Origin of the sequence: Halomonas sp. ATBC28, assembly GCF_005937175.1 — a bacterium.
In the GTDB taxonomy this organism is placed as follows: Bacteria; Pseudomonadota; Gammaproteobacteria; order Pseudomonadales; family Halomonadaceae; genus Vreelandella; species Vreelandella titanicae.
Window position 1 is genome coordinate 12,851 of record NZ_VCQL01000033.1, and the last position, 18,959, is coordinate 31,809.

The 18,959-nt window shown below is 54.6% G+C and carries 18 protein-coding genes; 4 read left to right on the forward strand and 14 right to left on the reverse strand.

Annotated features, from left to right (window positions below; genetic code table 11):
* Nucleotides 1–24: 24 nt before the first annotated feature.
* The 3 genes from E0L35_RS23685 (at nt 25) to E0L35_RS23695 (ending at nt 3,176) form a co-directional block, all read left to right on the forward strand.
* Nucleotides 25–363, forward strand: coding sequence for a 4a-hydroxytetrahydrobiopterin dehydratase (locus E0L35_RS23685; RefSeq protein ID WP_138801593.1), 339 nt, complete (start codon nt 25–27; stop codon nt 361–363).
* Entirely contained in the window at nt 364–1,554 is a 1,191-nt protein-coding gene (locus tag E0L35_RS23690; protein ID WP_138801594.1) for an amino acid aminotransferase, read from the forward strand.
* 137 nt (nt 1,555–1,691) lie between these two features.
* Entirely contained in the window at nt 1,692–3,176 is a 1,485-nt protein-coding gene (locus E0L35_RS23695; protein WP_138801595.1) for an NCS2 family permease, read from the forward strand.
* Here the strand turns inward: E0L35_RS23695 and E0L35_RS23700 are convergent.
* The 3 genes from E0L35_RS23700 to E0L35_RS23710 form a co-directional block, all read right to left on the reverse strand.
* Nucleotides 3,173–4,519, reverse strand: a complete 1,347-nt coding sequence (locus tag E0L35_RS23700) for an MATE family efflux transporter (protein WP_022523228.1) — start codon at nt 4,517–4,519, stop codon at nt 3,173–3,175. The genes E0L35_RS23695 and E0L35_RS23700 overlap by 4 nt on opposite strands.
* Before the next feature lie 81 nt (nt 4,520–4,600).
* Nucleotides 4,601–5,185 (reverse strand): YceI family protein, encoded by a 585-nt coding sequence (locus tag E0L35_RS23705; protein WP_022523227.1) that lies wholly within the window; start codon nt 5,183–5,185, stop codon nt 4,601–4,603.
* A gap of 108 nt (nt 5,186–5,293) precedes the next feature.
* A complete protein-coding gene (locus E0L35_RS23710; protein ID WP_022523226.1) occupies nt 5,294–5,851 on the reverse strand; it encodes a cytochrome b in 558 nt (185 codons plus the stop codon).
* A gap of 353 nt (nt 5,852–6,204) precedes the next feature.
* Between E0L35_RS23710 and E0L35_RS23715 the strand changes: the two genes are divergently transcribed.
* Nucleotides 6,205–6,483: a hypothetical protein gene (locus tag E0L35_RS23715; RefSeq protein ID WP_022523225.1), complete on the forward strand. Its 279-nt coding sequence runs from the start codon at nt 6,205–6,207 to the stop codon at nt 6,481–6,483.
* Between the two features lie 112 nt (nt 6,484–6,595).
* On the opposite strand, the gene E0L35_RS23720 is transcribed toward E0L35_RS23715, so the two are convergent.
* The 11 genes from E0L35_RS23720 to E0L35_RS23770 form a co-directional block, all read right to left on the reverse strand.
* Nucleotides 6,596–7,807, reverse strand: a complete 1,212-nt coding sequence (locus E0L35_RS23720; RefSeq protein WP_041158508.1) for an O-succinylhomoserine sulfhydrylase — start codon at nt 7,805–7,807, stop codon at nt 6,596–6,598.
* 12 nt (nt 7,808–7,819) lie between these two features.
* Nucleotides 7,820–9,340, reverse strand: coding sequence for an amidophosphoribosyltransferase (gene purF / locus E0L35_RS23725; RefSeq protein WP_009286952.1), 1,521 nt, complete (start codon nt 9,338–9,340; stop codon nt 7,820–7,822).
* An 87-nt stretch (nt 9,341–9,427) separates the two neighbouring features.
* Nucleotides 9,428–10,003, reverse strand: a complete 576-nt coding sequence (locus E0L35_RS23730; protein ID WP_009286953.1) for a CvpA family protein — start codon at nt 10,001–10,003, stop codon at nt 9,428–9,430.
* A gap of 3 nt (nt 10,004–10,006) precedes the next feature.
* The gene (locus E0L35_RS23735; RefSeq protein ID WP_138801596.1) at nt 10,007–10,729 is read right to left on the reverse strand and encodes an SPOR domain-containing protein; all 723 of its coding nucleotides are present in this window, start codon (nt 10,727–10,729) and stop codon (nt 10,007–10,009) included.
* Complete coding sequence (gene folC / locus E0L35_RS23740) at nt 10,716–12,074, reverse strand: bifunctional tetrahydrofolate synthase/dihydrofolate synthase (protein ID WP_249362181.1); 1,359 nt, start codon at nt 12,072–12,074, stop codon at nt 10,716–10,718. The genes E0L35_RS23735 and folC overlap by 14 nt, the downstream gene beginning before the upstream one ends.
* Complete coding sequence (accD, locus tag E0L35_RS23745; RefSeq protein ID WP_027957480.1) at nt 12,052–13,071, reverse strand: acetyl-CoA carboxylase, carboxyltransferase subunit beta; 1,020 nt, start codon at nt 13,069–13,071, stop codon at nt 12,052–12,054. The genes folC and accD overlap by 23 nt, the downstream gene beginning before the upstream one ends.
* A 94-nt stretch (nt 13,072–13,165) precedes the next feature.
* Nucleotides 13,166–13,969: a tryptophan synthase subunit alpha gene (gene trpA, locus E0L35_RS23750; RefSeq protein WP_009286954.1), complete on the reverse strand. Its 804-nt coding sequence runs from the start codon at nt 13,967–13,969 to the stop codon at nt 13,166–13,168.
* A 24-nt stretch (nt 13,970–13,993) separates the two neighbouring features.
* Nucleotides 13,994–15,181, reverse strand: coding sequence for a tryptophan synthase subunit beta (trpB, locus tag E0L35_RS23755; RefSeq protein ID WP_171051224.1), 1,188 nt, complete (start codon nt 15,179–15,181; stop codon nt 13,994–13,996).
* Between the two features lie 190 nt (nt 15,182–15,371).
* Nucleotides 15,372–16,010, reverse strand: a complete 639-nt coding sequence (locus E0L35_RS23760) for a phosphoribosylanthranilate isomerase (protein ID WP_041158511.1) — start codon at nt 16,008–16,010, stop codon at nt 15,372–15,374.
* Nucleotides 16,007–16,945, reverse strand: a complete 939-nt coding sequence (truA, locus tag E0L35_RS23765; RefSeq protein WP_022523217.1) for a tRNA pseudouridine(38-40) synthase TruA — start codon at nt 16,943–16,945, stop codon at nt 16,007–16,009. Before truA ends, E0L35_RS23760 begins: the two co-directional genes overlap by 4 nt.
* Nucleotides 16,946–16,954: 9 nt before the next feature.
* Nucleotides 16,955–18,775 (reverse strand): FimV/HubP family polar landmark protein, encoded by a 1,821-nt coding sequence (locus E0L35_RS23770; RefSeq protein ID WP_138801597.1) that lies wholly within the window; start codon nt 18,773–18,775, stop codon nt 16,955–16,957.
* Nucleotides 18,776–18,959: the final 184 nt, after the last annotated feature.

Genomic DNA, 18,959 nt, shown 5'->3' on the forward strand with positions numbered 1-18,959 from the left:
ATACTCAATTGCAGGAGCCAAACAATGACAAGGCTAGCCGACGCCATTTGTGAACCGTGCAGCAAAGATGTTCAACCTTTAAGTAAAGATGAAGCCCAAGAGCGGCTAAAAAGCCTCAGCCAGTGGCAGATTGTCGAGCACGATGGCATCATGAAGCTGTCGCGAAGTTTTAAATTCCGTGACTTTGCCAGCGCATTGGCATTTACCCAAGGCGTTGGCGATATTGCAGAGCAGGCTGGCCATCACCCCGTTATCGTGACCGAGTGGGGCAAAGCCACCGTCACGTGGTGGTCTCACGCTATTAAAGGCCTGCATCTTAATGACTTCATTCTTGCCGCCAGAACCGACGAGGTAGCCGAATAAATGTTTGAGCATATTGAGCGAGTCCCAGGAGATGCCATTCTCGGGCTGATCGAAGCTTTCAAGAAAGATACCAATCCGCAAAAGGTGGATTTAGGTGTTGGTGTTTACCGCGATACCCAAGGCAATACGCCGGTAATGCGCGCCGTTAAGGAAGCAGAAGCTCGCCTGCTCAAGAATGAAACGACGAAAACCTATATCGGTTCTCACGGCGCGCCCAGCTATGGTGAAGTAGTACTTCCCATGGTATTTGGCGCTGAGTCACCGGTACTCAAAGCCAACCGTGCCAGCGCTACCCAGTCGCCTGGCGGCACCGGCGCCCTGCGCCTAGCAGCCGACTTCATTTCCACTCAGTTGCCGGGCAAAGGTATCTGGGTAAGCGACCCAACATGGCCCAACCACCACGGTATTTTTACCGCCGCGGGTATTGAGCTGCACAAGTACCCCTACGTTGACCCCGACAACCGTCTCGACTTCGACGGTATGCGTACAGCGCTAAAAAGCATTCCAGAAGGCGATGTAGTCGTACTCCACGCCTGCTGCCATAACCCGACCGGGTTTGACCTTTCCCACGACCAGTGGCAAGAAGTATTAGAGATCGTCCGTGAGCGCAAGCTGCTGCCGCTGATCGACTTTGCCTATCAGGGCTTTGGCGAAGGGCTGGACGAGGATGCTTACGGCGTTCGCTTACTGGCGGAAAACCTCGACGAAGCGATCATCACCAGCTCCTGCTCCAAGAACTTCGGTATTTATTGTGAGCGTACCGGCTGCTTGATCATGGTGGCAAAAGACAGCGAGCAGATGGACAACATTCGCTCACAGGTCGCGATCGTGGCACGGGAAAACTACTCAAACCCGCCTGCACACGGCGGCTCTATCGTCAGTGAGATCCTCCACGATCCAGAGCTGACTGCGCTATGGCGTGAAGAGCTCACCGAAATGCGTGACCGTATCAATACTCTGCGTCGCGATTTCGTTGAAGCACTGAAACCCTATGGCCTGGACGAGAAGTACGCCTGCGTAGCTGAACAGCGCGGTATGTTCTCCTACACAGGCTTAACGCCGGAACAGGTAGATCGGTTGCGCGATGAGTTTGGCATCTACATGGTACGCTCGGGTCGCGCTAACGTAGCGGGCTTCTCCCATGAGAACCTGCCCTACCTGGCCAAAGCGATTGCCGCTGTCAACGACTAGCTAGCAAGCATTGCCGCACTACAAACGCCCAGGCCTACCTGGGCGTTTTTGTGTGCTGAATACTTGACCGATTAGTCAACACTTCGGCACACTCAGCGTTGCCTTGTATACAACACACCATAATCAAGAGGCCTAACATGGCGGCTGCCAGCACCCACTACCCCTGGTACAAAAAAGAAGACACCGACGCGTTCTTCGCCCTGTTCCAAAACAATATTGCCAACTTTGTCATTATTGCCATCACCATGCTGGGCATGGGATTCCCCTCTTCCATTGTCTATGGGCAGGTGCTGCCAGGCGCGGCAGTAGCGGTAATGGTCGGTAATTTCTACTATGCCTGGAGCGCGGCAAGACTGGCCCGCAAGGAGAACCGTGCCGATGTAACGGCGCTCTCTTACGGTATCTCAACGCCGGTTATGTTTGTGTTTCTATTCGGCGTACTGCTACCCGCCAAACAGCTCACCGGTGATGCAGAAATGGCCTGGAAAGTAGCCGTCGCCGCCTGCTTTATCAGCGGCGCCATCGAAGCCGCAATCAGCATAATTGGCCGCTGGGTGCAGTACCACCTACCGCGCGCTGCCATGCTGGGCGCCGTTGCGGGTGTCGCACTGACGTTTATCGCCGGTGAAATGCTGTTCAAAACGCTGGAAATGCCGATTATTGGTCTACTGGTGCTAGCGATCATTATTGTTGGGCTGGTCGCACGAGTGAGTATGCCGTTTAAACTCCCCACCTCACTATTCGCCATTATCGTCGGTACCGCCATGGCCTATTTAATTGGCGACGCCGGCACCGAGCGCTTTAGCGATGCGTTCACGCACTTGGGCTTTTATCCATTACTTCCCAACCTAGCCTGGTTTGAAGGGCTGGGATTACTGCTGACCAGTATGCTGGCGGTACTCACCGTGGTGCTGCCGATTACGCTCTATAACGCCATTGAGACGATGAACAACGTCGAGGCGATGGAGGCCGCAGGCGATAAGTACGATGTGCGGGAGTGTCAGGCGGTTGATGGCGCAGGCACCATGATTGGCGCGCTGTTTGGCGGCGTCTTTCCTACCACGGTCTATATTGCCACCGTAGGGGCCAAGTGGATGGGCGCAGGCCGGGGCTACAGCCTGCTCAACGGCGCGGTATATGCGCTGGCTACCATGTTCGGCTTAATCGCTGCCCTAGCCGCAATCATTCCCGTTTCAGTGGTCGCACCGATTTTGGTCTTTGTCGGTATGTCGATGATTGCCACCGCGTTTCAGTCCAACGACACACGCTACTATCCTGCCGTGGCGTTGGCCATGCTACCCTACTTCGCCAACTACGTGATGACGCGCTTTAACCGCGGGGCTGGTGAGGTCGTCACCGATATATCCAGTGCCATTGTGGTGATGGGCCAAGGGGCTATGTTTATGGCCATTCTGTTGGGCGCTATGACGGTATCGGTGATTGATCACCAGTTCCGACGCGCGGCCGCCTTCGCTGCCATTGCCGCGGGCTTTTCCTTCGTTGGGCTGATGCACGCCCCCGAACTGTCATTCAATGCTGCCCCAGAGTTCGTGATGGGCTACTTAGGGATGGCGCTGCTGTTTATCTACTTCTCCTTTCAGGAAGCTGGGCGCCTGCGTTAATTAACGAATCCCGCCTGCCGATGCGGGCGGGAAAGAATGCGCCGCATGACTTGCCACGCCATCAAGCCTGCCAGCAGGTTGCCTACGGCGGCGCCCGCCGCCAGCCCCCACCAACCGAAGAACTGTGAACCTAACCACAGGCAGGGCAAATAGCAGATAAACAGCCGTGCGCTGGATAGCAGCATCGCTCGCAGCGGCCAACCTAGAGCATTGCCCGCCGAAACCACTAACATACAAACGCCCAGCGCTGCGTAGCTTGGCAGCAGAAAGCGAATCAGCAGGGTCAGCTCGTTTTGTACCTCTGGATTGCCTGCTAAGGCCATGGCTAGCCAGGGAGCCCCCAGGGCCAGTAGCACTCCCAGACTAAGCTGCCAAACCAGCGCGACCTTTACCGCCAAACGCATAAGCTGCTGAATTTGCCCCCAATCTCCGGCACCATAGCAGCGTCCTAACCACGGCGGTAGCGACATGGTCATAGCCAGAATAACCATCAGGGAAAGCGTTTCCAAACGGCTCGCCAACCCCCAGGCCGCTACTTCACTTTCACCCAGACCCGCCACCACTGAGATTGCCAGCATCGCAGCCAAGGGCGGCATCAGTTGGCTGACCATCGCAGGGGCGGCAATGCCAGTAAACGGTCGCCACGACTGCCTCGCCTCTAGCCATAGGCCTTGCTGCGATGCCCACTGGCGTTTGAGCAGTTTACGTGTAGTGACCAACAGACCCACTGAGAAGGCAATTGCAGTTGCCCAGGCAGCACCGGGCAATCCCCAACCCTCCCAATCGCCGACACCAAAAATCAGTAGTGGATCGAGCACCAGGTTCACAACACTACTGAGAACCATCATTTTACCTGGTAAACGGGTATCGCCATGGGCACGGAAAATGCTGTAGCTGAAATAGAGCAGTGCTCCCAGCCAGGCGGACAACAGTTGCGGCCCCCAGTAAATATGGATATAGGAAAGCGTCGTTTCATCGGCGCCAAGGAGCTGAAAAACGGGCACATGGAACACCCACAAGGCAAACGCCAACAGACCAATCACTCCGCCACCTGCCATTAATACCAGGCTGCTCAAGCGCCTCGCTCGCTCCCCTTCCCCTGCGCCGAGCGCCCGGGAAATAAGTGCCGCAATGGCGATACCCATACCCACTTGAATGCCGATAATCAGAAATGACAGCGGAAAGGTGAACGACTGCGCCGCTAGCTGTGCGGTACCCAAACGGGCAATAAAGGCGCTATCAACAAGTTGAAAACCCAATAGCGCCAACACCCCGATGGCCATTGGCCAGGTTTGCCGCCATAGGGTTATCGCCAACTCGCGTTGCTGCATCACAATTGCCAAGCCAACTCTCCTTTTATTCGCCTTAAACGCAAAAACGCCACCACCCCTCGCGGAGTGATGGCGCTTAACTAAAAGTACTCTTTACTGACGAATACCTTCAAACGTGACGTACAGCTCAAGCTCATGCATGGATTCTGGAAAATCGCTCATGTCGATTCCGTAATCACTCAACGTCAGCGTAGTGCTGCCTTCGAAACCAGCACGGTAGTTACCCCAAGGGTCATCACCCTCACCCATCAGTGTAACCGGCATTTCAATCTCTTGGGTTTCGCCATGCAGGGTCAGATCACCAGTCAAGACGCCTTCATTTTCACCCGTTGATTCAAAGCCTGTGGAGCTAAATGTGGCGGTAGGGAACTCACCGGCATTAAGGAAATCTTCGCTCAAGATATGGCGATCACGCTCGGCGTGATTGCTGGTCAGGCTATCAACCTGCACTTCGATTTCAGCAGAAGACGCGTCGAGATCTTCAGGATCATAGGCAAACTGACCATCGAACTCTTCAAAGCTGCCGAGAATGTAGGAGAAGCCCAGATGTGAAATTTTAAACTGGACAAAAGCGTGCTGACCTTCGGTATCAATCTGATAATCAGCTGCCTGCGCTTGGCTCAAAGGTACCAGCGCTACAGCGGCGATCGCGGATGCAAATGCTGTCTTCTTGAACATATTGAATTGCTCCTTGCTTTACTTAATAGGCACCGCGGGCAGTCAATTATCTTACCCGCAGTGTTTAGAAAAACGTGTATACAGACAACGTCATTAACTTGGTGCGTTTTAATTGCCAGCTTGGCTATGCGCTGGGTTTAACATGCGTACCAAGGTTTTATGCCGACCTAACCAATGGTGCTTAACAGCAGCAAGGGCGTGGCCCGCTGCCAGGATCATCAACGCCAGGGCGCTGTACCAGTGTACGGTGCCCGCCTGGCTTGCCTGATTGGGCAAGTCATATAGCAACGCCGGCACCTCAAACCAACCAAACACACTAATACCACGTCCATCAGCAGTAGAAATTAAATAACCGCTCACCATAACGACTATTAGAAGCACATAGAGCGCAATATGACCGAGATGGGCAGCAATAGTTTCTAATCGACTCCCCTCGGCGTAGGGCGTCGGCTGTACGAAGCGCCATACCAAACGCGCAAAGGTAGCAAACAATAGCAAGATGCCAATCGAGCGGTGTACCCACGGCCCCTGATTATACCAAGGGTCATAATAGCCCAGGTCAGTCATCCACCAGCCCAGTGCAAACAGACCAATAATGGCCAGCGCGCTTAGCCAATGAAACAGAATACTAATCAATCCCCAACCGTTGCGACTGTTACGCCACATTGTGCTATTCCTCATTTTATCTATGGCTGCTTCAACTTAGCCAACGCGCTTATCAGATCTTGGATTACGCTATTCGTCCACGCCCAGAACCTTACCGCTAGAAGCTAATAAAAACCGCTGAAAAAAGCAGGATATTTCATTCGTAAAAACCATTGAATAACCAGGTAACAATTTTTACGCAGTTCGTCTTTCTAAAAAGACAAAGCCAATCCATTCTATAAAATCGAACAAAAAAAGCAAATATAACCAATTTTATAATTTTGTTTGCACGCTTACTATTAATGTATGTCCTAAAGGACATCCAGCAATGACCGAAAAACGGTACATAAACTTTCTATTAGAGAGCGCCAATCATGAAAAAAATGACCCTTATCACCGCTATTGCCATGACATTGACTTCTACTGCCGTTCTAGCTGAACAGGGATCTGGCGAGCTTAACCAGATTATTCAGCCTAGCTCTTCAGCGAATTACAGCACTGACAGCGTGCACCTGACACCAGCTGATTTGCCTTTGGTCAACGGCGATGCAAAGAACAACACCGTTGTTGCTCCGAGCTCTCACATCAATCACTCTTCCAGCAATGAAGATCAGGTTGCGCTGTCAGACCTGCCTCACCGCAACGCTTCTTGAAACAAATAAGGGGGCTTTGTTTGCACAGCATATGACCCATTAGGTTTCAAAACTACGAAAACCCACCTTCAAAGGTGGGTTTTCGTGACTGTGTAGGATTGCTTAACATCAATTAGCCAGCCAGAACATCCAAGCCACGAGCAAGATCGCGCTGGATATCCTGCTGACTCTCAAGCCCTACCGCCACGCGGATCAGCCCTGGCGCAATACCCGCCGCTTCTTTCTGAGCATCAGACAAACGCCCATGGGTAGTGGTGGCCGGATGAGTAATAGTGGATTTAACGTCACCCAAATTCCCTGTTATCGAAAGCATTCGGGTTGCATCGATCACCTGCCACGCACCCTCTTGTCCTCCTTTCACTTCAAAACCCAGCACCGCGCCAAACCCTTTCTGCTGCTGTTTAGCCAAATCGTGCTGAGGATGATTCTCCAGGCCGCTATAAAACACATGCTTAACCGCCGAGTGGGCATCCAGCCAACGCGCCAGGGTCAAGGCGTTTTCACAGTGAGCTTTCATACGCAGCGACAGGGTTTCCAGGCCCTTGGTAAAAATCCACGCGTTGAAGGGGCTCAAGCAAGGCCCGCAGGTGCGCACCACGCCGAACACTTCCTCAAGCAGCGCATGACTACCTACCACGGCACCACCAACTGCACGGCCTTGGCCGTCCAAATACTTGGTCGCTGAGTGAATAACCAAGTCAGCACCTAACGCCAAGGGCTGCTGAAGTGCCGGGGTAAGGAAGCAGTTATCTATCGCCAGTAGCGCATCGTGACGTTTTGCCAACGCAGACAGGGCCGAAATATCGGCAATTTCTGACAGTGGATTTGAGGGCGTTTCGGCAAACAGTAGCCGCGTTTTGGGAGTAATCGCCGCTTCCCAGGCAGCAACGCTGGAAAGTTCCACATAGCGCGTGGTAATACCCAGCTTACCTAGATACTTATCGAACAGACTAACCGTCGAGCCAAATAGCGACCGGGAGGCCACAATCTCGTCCCCTGCGGAAAGCAGTGCCAGCGCAGTGGAGAGAATAGCGGACATACCCGAGCTGGTGGCCACACAACGCTCGCCACCTTCAAGGGCCGCCAGGCGGCGCTCAAAGGTATGCACTGTCGGGTTGGTAAAGCGCGAGTAGACGTTGCCCGGCTCCTGCCCACCAAATTTACGCGCCGCTTCTGCAGCGCTTTCGTAGACAAAGCTTGAGGTCGGAAAAATAGGCTCCGAGTGTTCTTGCTCGAAGGTGCGCTGATGGCCCGCACGGATAGCCAGCGTCTCTAATGACCACTCATCCTGGTGACCGTCTTCCTGATGATTATCATCATGCATAAGACTTCTCTCCTAATCGTCCAGGTCATCGTCCTGATTGTGCATATCGACCAGGGCATGATCACCGGCACTTTGATCCTTGGCGGAATCATTACGGCTAGCTTCCAAGGCGGCCAGGTAGGCGTCGTCGATATCACCAGTCACGTAATTGCCGTCAAACACCGAGCAATCAAACTCTTCCATTTCCGGGTTCACTTCGCGGCAGGCCGCTTTTAGATCCTCTAGGTTTTGATAGAAGATACGGTCAGCGCCAATCAAATCCCCTACTTCCTCTTCGCTGCGGCCATGAGCAATCAGCTCAGACGCTGCAGGCATATCGATGCCATACACGTTGGGGAAACGTACCGGGGGCGCCGCCGAGGCAAAATAGACCTTGCGTGCCCCGGCATCGCGGGCCATTTGAATGATCTGCTTACAGGTCGTGCCGCGCACAATGGAGTCGTCCACCAGCAAAACGTTTTTGCCTTTAAACTCAACGTCAATAGCATTGAGCTTTTGGCGTACCGATTTTTTACGCTGAGTTTGCCCCGGCATAATAAAGGTACGGCCAATATAGCGGTTCTTCATGAATCCTTCGCGGTAGGTCACCCCGAGGTGCTGCGCCATTTCAAGGGCGGAGGTACGCGATGTATCAGGGATCGGGATGACCACGTCAATATCGTGATCCGGCCACTCGTTGAGAATGCGATCCCCCAGCTTACGCCCCATCTGCATCCGGGTGCCGTAAACATAGGCGCCGTCCAACAGTGAATCGGGACGCGCTAGATAAACGTGCTCAAAGATACACGAACGTAGCTCGGGGCGGTCAGCACATACCTGGGTGTGAATATTGCCTTCGATGTCGACAAAGATGGCTTCGCCAGGCGATAGGTCACGCTCCAGTTCAAAACCACCCACATCCAAGGCGACGGATTCGGAGGCGATCATCACCGCCTGCCCGTTCTCCTCTTCGCGGGTACCAAACACCACAGGGCGAATACCGAAGGGGTCACGAAATGCCACCATGCCAAAGCCGTTAATAATCGCGACAGCGGCATAACCACCCTTGCAGCGACGGTGAACGCGACGCACGGCGTCGAAGATATCTTCCGCTTCCAGGTGCAAACCCTGCTTGCCCAGCTCGTGAGCGAAGACGTTGAGCAGCACTTCAGAATCGGAGCTGGTGTTGATGTGACGCAGATCGGTAGAGAACAGCTCCTGCTTCAACTGCTCAGAGTTGGTCAGGTTGCCGTTATGCGCCAGCGCAATGCCGTAAGGAGAGTTAACATAGAACGGCTGTGACTCAGCTTCACTTGAAGAGCCTGCCGTCGGGTAACGCACGTGACCAATGCCTAGGTTACCTTTTAGACGGGCCATATGACGGGTGTGAAATACATCACGTACCAAGCCGTTACTCTTGCGCAGTAGGAAGCGTCCCTCGCTCCATGTCATCATGCCGGCAGCGTCCTGGCCACGATGCTGAAGTACGGTCAGGGCATCGTAGATTCCCTGATTTACCGCCTGCTTGCCCAGAAGGCCCACTATACCGCACATTCACGTTACCTCGCTTAATGCCATGGCTTACCTAAGTCACATACCTAAGAAAGCCCGAACGTTCGTAGAATCGACTTCAGTAGCAGGTCAATCACCTGCCGGGATAACCTCACGCTCCGTCGCACTAGGCAGACGCAGTTCAGGTAGAGAGATGTCGCGCAGCGACGATGGCGCCTCAGGCAGCTCACGATCCCACTGATCTAACTGGCTCACCGCCCAATCGCGCAGTTGAATAAAGGTCGGTCGCAGCTCGGCTTGTTGCCACGCCTGCAGTTCCGCCAGCGGTGTGAGGGTAATCAGCACGGTAGCAATAAGCAAAATAACCGCCCCACGAGCAACACCAAAAGCGGCCCCCGCCACACGGTTCAAAAGCCCCATGCCTACCCACTCAATCGCCGCATGCACCAAGCGAATGACTATGCCGCAAAGCAAAATAACGGCAAAGATCACCAGTATAAAAGCGAGCACTAGGCGGGCATCAAAGCTATCGATAAACCCGCTCATCAGTTCGGCCACCGGTTCGGCGAGGACTCGGGCAACCATTAAGGCAACGACCCAGGCGGCCAAACCCAATGCCTCGCGAACAAATCCCCGGACGAATCCGGCTAGCATTGATAGCGCCAGCACGGCCAAGAACACCGCATCAATCCAGGTTAATGCCATCGTTTAGTCTCTTACCCGAACAAGCAGGCCCTGCACATTGGCCCGCTCTTTAATCGAGGACATGGCAGACTCCCCCTCCTCAGAAGTGGCATAAGGGCCCACAAAGACAGTGGTCATATTGTTATCGCGCTCACGCTGATAAACAGTAAACCCTTCACCCGAAAGCTGCTCGCTAAGGCGCTGCGCATTACCGGGCTCTCCAAAGCTGCCGACTTGCACCGCCCACTCTCCCTGAGCACTTGCTGAGGGGGTGGATGAGCTAGATGAGGAGCTTTGCGATGAACGTTGTGAAGAGCCCTGTGAAGAACCTTCACTGCTGTTTTGACCGCTGCCACTATTGCTGGCAATCAGGTCAGCAATAGGGTCGCTATCGGAGGTCTCCGGCTCTTCATCCGGTTCACTGGATCCCGCCGCCTCGGGACTCGAGGGCGACTGATTAGCAGCAGTAATTTGATCGGTTTCCGGCAACCTCGGATCGACGTCAATAGGCATATCGCCCTCTTCATTACGGGGCGCTGACGATAGAGACGGCTCGCCGATGGTTGAAGGCCTTTCCGGTGCAGGAACGTCACGGCGCTCCACTTCAACGGGCTGCTCGATCACAAAGTTCGGCTGGGGACGTTCTTCCCTTGGTGCGGGGTCGCTCATTAGCCACGGCACAAAGATCGCCAGTAGCGCGAGCAGAATCACAATACCGCTAATGCGTTCCGTTTTACCGTATTTCATTTCCGTCTCCATCAAGCGACGCAGCGCCTGTTGGCAGTGGTCGAGCTAACAGTGCCGCTACTGTAAAGAACGACCCGGTGGCCAAGACACGATCATTGGGCGTTAACATGTTAGCGAGCCAATCGACGCCTGCTTGCGGCGAATCAGCACTAAAATGCACCCGCCCTCCCTGAGCTATAATACGTTGCGACAACTCGCTTGCCTGGCAACCTCGCTCTCCGCTCAACGACACGCACACCCAATCACTAATGCGAGACGCTAACGTCTGTATGACACCGTCAATATCCTTATCATTCAACATGCCAATAAGGCCCCACTGCCGACCACCTTCCGGAGGTTGCGGCAAATGGCGAACGACATACTCGGCAGCATGAGGATTATGACCTACATCCAGGCACCAAGGCCCAATCCATTGCAGCCGCCCCGGCAACTGCACAGAACTCAACGCAGCTTGCACGCGCGCCGCTTCCAACCCAAGCCCTGCAAGCACAAGCGCCTGCAAAGCAGTGGCGGCGTTATCGATAGGCAGCCCCGGCTCGGGAAGCTCGTCAATAACAATGCGTTGACCATCCGGATGCTGCCCCTGCCAGCGCCATTGCGAAGGCTCAGAAGCCATCGTCTGATGGGCAAATTGCTGGCCCAAACAAAACATAGGCGCCGCCAGCACCTGAGCACATTCAGCGACACTGGAAGGTAACGTTTGGCTACCTAGCACGGCGGGACGATTGGCACGAAAAATACCGGCTTTTTCACGCCCAATCTGGGCTAAATCGGTGCCTAAAAAGTTAGCGTGATCCTGAGCAATAGTGGTAACAATGGCCACATCCGCATCAATAATATTGACTGCATCAAGGCGCCCACCCAGCCCCACTTCTAGCACCGCAAGATCAAGCTTTGCATTGGCCAAGCACCACAGCCCGCACAGTGTCCCCGCTTCAAAATAGGTAAGACTGATTTCACTGCCCTGCAATCGTGCCTGCTCAACCTGCTCAAAGCCTTGCACCAGCAGTTGGTCATCGGCTTCCTGACCATCGATTTTAACGCGTTCGTTGTAGCGCAATAAATGGGGAGAAGTGTAGGTACCCACTCGCCAACCATGGGCACGGGCAACGCTATCAATCATGGCAAGGGTTGAGCCCTTGCCGTTGGTGCCTGCTACCGTAATAACGCGGGGGGCGATGGGGCTTGAAAGCAGCCCCATCCGTTTAGCCACCTGCGATACCCGCTCCAGGCCCATATCAATCCCTACCGGATGCAGCGTTTCCAAATGCTGGAGCCACTGTTGCAAAGAGTAGAGCGGCAAAGAAGGTGTCTGCAGAGAGTCAGGCATTGCGCGAATGGTCATCACTCTTAACGAAAGTGGTGTCCTTCTTAGGCGCCTCAACTTTCTCAAACGTGACGTCAGCGGTTTCCGCCAAGGTATCTTCCTCAACGATAGGCTCAACAACCTCTGCATCATCAGGATTGGTCGAACTCACCGGCGTTGCGTCGTGGTGGGTTAACTTACGCAGCACACTACCCACGCGGGCACGCATTTCATGACGATGAACGATCATGTCGACGGTACCATGCTCAAGCAGAAACTCACTGCGCTGGAACCCTTCTGGCAAGGTTTCACGCACCGTTTGCTCGATGACCCGCGGGCCTGCAAAACCAATCAAGGCATTGGGTTCGGCAATATTCAAGTCACCCAACATGGCTAGTGAGGCTGAAACACCGCCAAAGACGGGATCCGTAAGCACAGAAATATACGGCACACCCGCTTGTTTGAGCTTTTCAAGCGCGGCGGATGTTTTAGCCATCTGCATCAACGAGAAGAGTGCTTCCTGCATACGTGCCCCACCGGAGGCGGCAAAGCACACCAGCGGGATGTTCTCTTCCAGCGCCACGGTAGCGGCGCGAACAAATTTCTCGCCGACCACTGCCCCCATTGAGCCGCCCATAAAGGTGAACTCAAAGGCAACGGCAACGACCGGAAGACCATCCAACTCACCGCGCATAGCGACCAGCGCATCTTTCTCGCCAGTATCTTTTTGCGCCGCAGTCAGGCGGTCTTTGTATTTTTTAGAGTCGCGAAACTTCAACCGATCATTGGGTTCGATTTCCGCCGCGATCTCTTCGCGTTCTGCTTTATCCAAGAACCAGTCCAAGCGTTTGCGTGCCGTCAAGCGCAGATGGTGATCGCACTTGGGACAGACGCTGTTATGTTTCTCTAGCTCAGGGAGGTAGAGAACCGCTTCGCACTTGGGACATTTACGCCAGAGGCCGTCGGGCACGCTAGCGCGACGGTCTTTACGCTGGATGCGACCCATGGAGGGTACGATCTTGTCTAACCAGCTCATATCAAAAAGGCTTCCGTTATACGTCAACGCCTGGCAGAACCAGGCTCGATGAGTGTCGTGAATCTATTCAGTATAGGCGATAAAGCAATCCGCTTTAGGCATCCATCGCCGTACGCATTTCTGCTAATACACTTTTCAACTGGCCCGCAATGGTTTCCGGCGCATCGACACTTTCAGCGATGCGGTTAACCAAAGCGCTACCTACAATCACACCATCGGCGACTTTAGCTACTTCAGCGGCCGTCACGCCATCGCGGATACCGAAACCAACACATAGCGGTAAATCGGTCATCCCCCGCAGCGGCGCCAAGTGCTCGGCCACATCGTCTGCGTTCAGGGTGGCGGCACCGGTCACGCCTTTCAGCGAAACGTAGTAGAGGTAGCCCTCGCCATGGGCGCATATTGTAGCGGCACGCTGGTTAGAAGTGGTAGGCGCAACCAAAAAAATCGCCGCTAAATCCCGCGATTTTAGCAGTGGCCCAATCTCTTCGGCCTCTTCAGGCGGCATATCTACAATCAGCACACCATCAACGCCCACGCTGGCAGCTTGATCAGCAAAGTTTTCGTAGCCAATTCGTTCAATCGGATTCAAGTAACCCATCAACACAACCGGTGTGGTGGTATCGGTTTGGCGGAACTCTTTGACCATCTGCATAAGGTCGACCAGCCGTGTGCCCTGCTTTAACGCACGCTCACAGGCTTTTTGAATGACCGGGCCATCCGCCATGGGGTCGGAAAAAGGCACGCCTAGCTCAATCACATCGGCACCTGCTTCCACCAGAGCATGCATAAAACCAACGGTGTACTGAGGTGCTGGATCACCTGCGGTGATGTAAGGGATCAGGGCCTTGCGGCCCTGCTGCTTAAGTTCACTGAAACGCTGATCAATACGGTTCATGCTCGCCCTTAAAAAAAGCTGACCTTAAAATTCGATGCCATCAATCTTAGCAACGGTCATGATGTCTTTGTCGCCACGCCCGGAGAGGTTGACCACGATATGCTGGTCAGGACGCATGGTAGGCGCCAATACCTTGGCATGGGCCAGCGCATGGGCCGACTCAAGGGCCGGCATAATGCCTTCCATGTGGGTCAGTTCGCGAAACGCTTCGAGCACTTCTTTATCGTTAGCGGCCACATAGGAGACCCGACCCACGTCTTTCCAAAGCGCGTGTTCGGGGCCTACGCCAGGATAATCCAGGCCAGCTGAAATGGAGTGCGTATCCGACACCTGCCCGGCTTCATCTGACATTAAGTAGGTGCGATTGCCGTGGAGCACGCCACGCGGCGCATTGGATGCCAGCGGCGCCGCGTGGCGGCCGGTTTCGACGCCATCGCCACCGGCCTCCACGCCATACATGGCCACGTCGTCATCTTCCACAAAGGGGTAGAACAGACCCAAAGCATTAGAGCCACCGCCCACGCAGGCAATCAGCGCATCGGGAAGACGGCCGATCTGCTCCAGCGACTGGCGGCGCGCTTCACGCCCCACCACCGCGTTGAAATCGCGCACCAGCAGCGGATAAGGGTGCGGGCCCGCCACGGTACCGATGATATAGAAGGTGTTGTCAACGTTGGTGACCCAGTCACGCAGCGCTTCGTTCATGGCGTCTTTGAGGGTGCGGGTACCGGACTCTACCGGAATGACCCGAGCGCCCAGTAGGCGCATACGGTAAACGTTAAGCTTTTGACGCTGTACGTCTTCAGCCCCCATATACACGTCGCACTCAAGCCCTAGGCGAGCAGCAACGGTCGCCGAGGCAACGCCATGCTGGCCCGCCCCGGTTTCAGCGATAATGCGTGGTTTGCCGGTTTTTTTGGCCAGCAGTGCCTGACCAATGGTGTTGTTTACCTTGTGAGCGCCGGTATGATTCAGATCTTCCCGTTTCAACCAAATCTGTGCGCCCCCAAGACTCGCCGACCAGCGTTTGGCGTGGTAGAGCGGCGATGGACGTCCCACATAGTGGGCAAGATCGTAGTCAAACTCGGCCTGAAAGTCAGGGTCATCACGCAGGCTTAAGTACGTTTTCTCCAACTCTTCCAACGCAAAGCTCAGGGTTTCTGACACAAACCGACCGCCGTAAGGGCCAAAATGACCACGGGCATCCGGCATTCGGGTCAGATCGCTGAACTTGGTTTTTGGTGTAGGCGTCGCAGAAACAGTCACAGGGATACCTCACAAGATCGCCAGAGCAGGCAAACAATAAATGAATCGACGTAAACACGTAGCTCGATAAAATACCCATAAGCAATACGCATAAATTACACAAAAACTAGGCTTACATAAACTTATGCGGGGAACGCTAGTGGGTGTCGGCTAACGCCACATGACGCACGAAAGACGCCATCTTGTCAGCATCTTTACAGCCGTGAGAGGCTTCAATACCACCGGACACATCCACTGCATAAGGCGCTACCTGACGCACAGCGTCAGCAATGTTATCAGCACTCAGCCCACCGGCGAGGATAACAGGTTTTGCAAGATTTGCGGGAATTCTAGACCAATCAAAGGTCTCCCCCGTGCCTCCCGGCGTCCCCGGTCGATATGCGTCTAGCAGCAGCGCCTGAGCATGATGATAGCGCTCGGCCTCATGGGTAAGATCTATCTCATCGCGCATGCGTAGCGCTTTCATCCAGGGTAGCGAAAAGCGCTGGCACTCATCGGGAGTTTCATTACCATGAAACTGAAGCATATCGAGATAGGGCAAGCACTGCTCAATGAGCTCAGCAGGCTGGTCGACAAACAGCCCCACGCGGGTCACAAAGGCAGGCACACGGGCAGAGAGCGCCACCAGTTGTTCGACATTCACGCTGCGCGCACTTTTTGGCCACATAACGAAACCCAAGGCATCCACGCCCAGCGCCACGGCGAGGTCAATATCCTCATCACGCGTAAAACCACAGAACTTTATTCGGGTGCGGATTTGCGGAGAAGCACTCATGACGACGCCTCCTGTTTAGGGGTAGCTGCCGGGTTACACAACGAGCGATTGCGTCGATAGGCCACCCGTGGCGTATCAGGAAGCTCGCGCTCTCCCGTCCACTCTCCAGTAAATGAGAGCAGATGCGGCCCCAACGGCTCTTTAGGCAGATCAAAGCGCTCATCGTAGACCGAATCGACAAAATGCAGCCCGCAGGCGGGTGCCGTCACATCCCCTTTGCGACGGTTTTTAAGCGCTAAAAGTTCACCAATATAAGCTTCATCTTGGGCACCGCGTCCGACGCTCACCAGCGCCCCGGCAATGTTGCGAATCATGTGGTGTAAGAACGCGTTGCCTTGAATATCGATCATCACCAACTGGCCGTAGCGCTTTACGTCCACAAAGTGCATATGTCGCCAGGGGGTTTTGGACTGACACCCAGCGGCCCGGAAGCTGGAAAAATCGTGCTCGCCTACCAGCGCCTGGGCAGCCCGGTGCATGGCATCGGCGTCTAACGGGTCACGGCACCAGGTCACATTGGCCCGCTCCAATACCGGGCGGCTGATCTGGTTCAGCAGCACGTAGCGGTAGCGGCGACCCAGGGCGCATAGGCGTGAATGAAAGTCATCGCCCACTGGTTTCACCCAGCGTACAGCAACGTCGCGGGGCAAATGGGTATTAGCGCCAAAGATCCAGGCTTTTTCGGAGCGCCCTACCGGCGGGTCAAAATGGACGATCTGACGGGTCGCATGCACCCCCGAATCGGTGCGCCCACTGGCATTCACCCGGATAGGCTCATTGGCCACCTTGGACAGCGCATCCTCTAACGATGCCTGAACCGATGCAGCATGGTTTAAGCGCTGAAAACCGCAGTAGCGGGTACCGTCGTACTCGATACCCATTGCCAAGCGGCCGGTAAGCGGAATTTTTTCATCGAAGTGATAGAACAGCGTCATCAAGCCACATCATTTTGAAGATTTTGAAGGATCGCTATTATCCAGGCCTCGCGGCTTGAATGCTACCTCTTCAATTTCCCACTCCTCTTCAAGTGGCCTACATGGCTGTTTCGCGGGAGGCGCCGGTGCGGCATGCGACTCACTGAAGAACTCCACCGTGGGCTGCATTGGGGTCTCGGTGCGCTGACCATCATGGGTGGGCGAAGCGCTGTTTAAGACCGGCGGGTGGTAATCGATAAAGCGATGGTCTGGGTCCTCAGCTGTTTCAGAAGGCTTGTCGGTTTGCTGCACATGAGCATTAGCAGCCGCAGGCTCAGAGGCAGGCATACCGGCACGGATAGAAGCTAGCAGTTGGCTCATGGGCATAGAACTCGGCGGCGGTGCTAAAGAGACATTTTGAGAATGGTCAGCGGAAACAGCGTATAGCTTCAGCCTCCGCTGACGCCCCTGCTCAGCGAGTCCCGATGCCTGACTTTTTTCATAGCGAAGGGGGTCGTCTTGCGATGGCGTCTGCCCTTGATCGTCGACCAGCCACTGATCGGTATCTAATGTCGGTGCGGGGTTAGTGGCAAGAGCATCGTTCTCAGCCTTGGGTTCTACGCGAGGCGAAGCCGCTGGCTTAACCACGGGTTCAGCCAGCGGAATGTCTTCCCAGGTCTCCTCTCGGCGCTTACGTAACCATGCCAACAGCACTAGCAGCAGTGTGATGGCGGCCAAAGCCAACGTCCACTGGTAGCGCTCAATTAAGCCAGCCACACCCGGGCTCTTCGTCTCATCCATGCTAGCAATGAGTGGCGCTGGAGGTGGCTCTTGAGCAGCCAACGTATCGCTTAGCGCCTGCGTTAAGGAGGCAACCTCACCACGCAGCTCATCAAGCTCAGCGCGCATCAACTCACGCTCTTCGAGAACCTGCTGTAATGTCGCTTGGCTTAGGTGCAGTTGCTCGGTCAGTTCCGAACGAGATAATACTTCAGGCTCGTCGACTTCCTCTTCAACCCCAGCTTGGTCGGCGGCTATGGAAGTAGCAGAAACAGACGTGGCGGCTTCAACCTTCGGTAGCGCCACTGTTTGCAAAGAGCCAGGGCGGCGTTGCTGCCAGGCTTCATTCATCGCTTTGATAGCAGCATCGGCGTCACCGTGAGAGCGCGCCAGAATGCGTTCAGAATTAGGCACCCGAAGTGTTTGCTCTGCACGCATGTCATTTATATTGCCCGATGGAAAGACCTCAGAGTTGGCCTCCAGCAGCGCCAGCATCATCTGCTGTACGCTCACCTCGTCAGGTTTAATACGCTCGGCAACGCTCCATAGGGTATCGCCGCTACCCACATAGGCACTCGATGGCGACGTCGAACTGGGCTGAGCAAGCGGAGGCGTGACGACACTGCTTACTGCTGACAAGCTGGGGGCAGCATTTTGAGCAAGCGCTTGATTCTGAGCATAGCCTTGGGGATCAAACAGTAGTGTTATGTCACGAAACTGCTGCCCGTCTGGCAACTCCACCGTTAACAGCAAATCAAGCCAGGGCTCCTGGATCGTTTTATCAGAGCTTAAGCGTACCTGCCGGCGCCCCTGCTGCTCTTGAATCTGGACGCGCACGCTGGCCGCTAATGGCGTCCATTCAAGGCCTGCTGAGGCAAAGGCTGGTGGCTCGGCAACGCTGATATGAATCTCGTCGAGGGCGTAATCACTGCTTTCGAGCAGAGGGATCGAAGCATCTAAAGGCGCATCCAGATATGAGCTGACACTCGCCTGCCCAAAACCAACGGCCAGCGCAATCGGACTTACTGCACTCAACGAGAGCCATGTAATCCATGCCAGTGATTTTTTCATGAATGTTCCCTGATCACCTACTTACTTTTAACGACTGATGCCAGATAATTTTACTAAGGAAGCTCTGAAAAAGTCACTGCCATCAGTGATAATACGGCTATCGTCAACTGCATAGGATTCAGTGCTGCCATGGATCAAATCACCTTCTCCGAAGCCGAGTACCAGAACAAGAAGAGAAAGACTC

Excerpts from the sequence above, each read along its gene's own strand:
- E0L35_RS23685 (WP_138801593.1), top strand. The coding sequence starts at position 25 with ATGACAAGGCTAGCCGACGCCATTTGTGAACCGTGCAGCAAAGATGTT.
- E0L35_RS23760 (WP_041158511.1), bottom strand. The coding sequence starts at position 16,010 with ATGAGTGCTTCTCCGCAAATCCGCACCCGAATAAAGTTCTGTGGTTTT.
- folC (WP_249362181.1), bottom strand. The coding sequence starts at position 12,074 with ATGACCATTCGCGCAATGCCTGACTCTCTGCAGACACCTTCTTTGCCG.
- E0L35_RS23770 (WP_138801597.1), bottom strand. The coding sequence starts at position 18,775 with ATGAAAAAATCACTGGCATGGATTACATGGCTCTCGTTGAGTGCAGTA.
- trpB (WP_171051224.1), bottom strand. The coding sequence starts at position 15,181 with ATGCCGGATGCCCGTGGTCATTTTGGCCCTTACGGCGGTCGGTTTGTG.
- E0L35_RS23695 (WP_138801595.1), top strand. The coding sequence starts at position 1,692 with ATGGCGGCTGCCAGCACCCACTACCCCTGGTACAAAAAAGAAGACACC.
- E0L35_RS23690 (WP_138801594.1), top strand. The coding sequence starts at position 364 with ATGTTTGAGCATATTGAGCGAGTCCCAGGAGATGCCATTCTCGGGCTG.
- E0L35_RS23730 (WP_009286953.1), bottom strand. The coding sequence starts at position 10,003 with ATGGCATTAACCTGGATTGATGCGGTGTTCTTGGCCGTGCTGGCGCTA.
- accD (WP_027957480.1), bottom strand. The coding sequence starts at position 13,071 with ATGAGCTGGTTAGACAAGATCGTACCCTCCATGGGTCGCATCCAGCGT.
- trpA (WP_009286954.1), bottom strand. The coding sequence starts at position 13,969 with ATGAACCGTATTGATCAGCGTTTCAGTGAACTTAAGCAGCAGGGCCGC.
- E0L35_RS23705 (WP_022523227.1), bottom strand. The coding sequence starts at position 5,185 with ATGTTCAAGAAGACAGCATTTGCATCCGCGATCGCCGCTGTAGCGCTG.
- E0L35_RS23720 (WP_041158508.1), bottom strand. The coding sequence starts at position 7,807 with ATGCATGATGATAATCATCAGGAAGACGGTCACCAGGATGAGTGGTCA.
- truA (WP_022523217.1), bottom strand. The coding sequence starts at position 16,945 with ATGACGCTGTTCTATCACTTCGATGAAAAAATTCCGCTTACCGGCCGC.
- purF (WP_009286952.1), bottom strand. The coding sequence starts at position 9,340 with ATGTGCGGTATAGTGGGCCTTCTGGGCAAGCAGGCGGTAAATCAGGGA.
- E0L35_RS23715 (WP_022523225.1), top strand. The coding sequence starts at position 6,205 with ATGAAAAAAATGACCCTTATCACCGCTATTGCCATGACATTGACTTCT.
- E0L35_RS23735 (WP_138801596.1), bottom strand. The coding sequence starts at position 10,729 with ATGAAATACGGTAAAACGGAACGCATTAGCGGTATTGTGATTCTGCTC.
- E0L35_RS23710 (WP_022523226.1), bottom strand. The coding sequence starts at position 5,851 with ATGTGGCGTAACAGTCGCAACGGTTGGGGATTGATTAGTATTCTGTTT.